Annotated in this window: 2 protein-coding genes; both read right to left on the bottom strand. The window is 40.3% G+C overall.

The features are described 5' to 3' along the window. A partial coding sequence (locus R7Z77_RS24160) for a hypothetical protein (protein WP_318136900.1) occupies positions 1–253 on the bottom strand: 253 nt, incomplete at its 3' end. After that, positions 241–771, bottom strand: coding sequence for a hypothetical protein (locus tag R7Z77_RS24155; RefSeq protein ID WP_049538686.1), 531 nt, complete (start codon positions 769–771; stop codon positions 241–243). The genes R7Z77_RS24160 and R7Z77_RS24155, both read right to left, overlap by 13 nt. Positions 772–1,058 lie beyond the last annotated feature (287 nt).

Below are 1,058 nucleotides of genomic sequence, written 5' to 3'. Positions count from 1 at the left end.
CAGAAAAAAGCGAACCGTAGCAACAGCTACCTTTCGCAAGTCCTTGCAGGGCAAGGGGTTTCGTAATCTTTCCCTGCCAACTACCCCAAACCATAAAAATATAGTTAAAGTCATACCTACAAGTACTTAGAGCTAGAGATTTAGCAGTACAAAACTCTCCCATTGAGTTATGTTTAACTGCAATATACAGGGGAATGCAAGCTAGAATACTAGAAACAACAATAGACACGATAAAGTGTTTTAAACGGCACATTTGGCTGGGCTCCATGGTTGCTCAAGATATAGCTTGGCTACACGTGCACCGTAATCGCTAACTACTTCAGCACCCAAAAAATTATAGATCGTAGCTATTTTTCTTATCGTCGGATTTTCAATACGAGCCTGTATTCTAGATAATAGAGCGATCCCGAACTCAATATTGTAGTAAGGACAGCCTAGGGCTTCTTTAGTGACGCCAATGTCTTTCCAATATGAATAATGTAGATTCATCGGCAGTATGGTTTTTCTCAAAGGATAGACTTTATCATACCAGCCATGAGTAGTTTCCATATACATTATTGCTGCGACTAGGCGTGGGTCTACACCATGTTTCTTTGATTGATGAATTATCAAACCGCACCATTTCCCAACTTCACTGAAGCTATCAATTTCGTATAATGGCTTTCTACCGACTGCGCTATCGCTATCAACGATAGTAAATATTGCAGGTGTATCATTGATAATGCTTAACTTCCTTTCCGCAGATTTATTCAGAACAGGTATGTCGTTCATGTCTTATTCCCTCAATCAAAGCAAATATGATACAAATCACATACCAATAAAGTCATCTTAATATTCTGTTTTCAGACACGAATCTCAATCTTGATTTATAACGCCGCGTTAAGGGGTGAGTGCCGCATAAACCTACTTTCAGCAGACCACTTTCACCACAAGACTCACTGCAAACCAAAAATGCCACGCGGCACGAATCCCTCTTGAACGCCTTGTATGGATAATAAGTACTCCAATCGGGTAAGGTGAGACCCAGACTTTAGCTGCAACTAAAGTTCTTCTATCTG

The sequence above is a fragment of the Vibrio sp. 1401 genome (assembly GCF_033340295.1).
The sequence above is the reverse complement of the archived record's forward strand: the minus strand, read 5'-3'. Positions and strand labels throughout refer to the sequence as shown.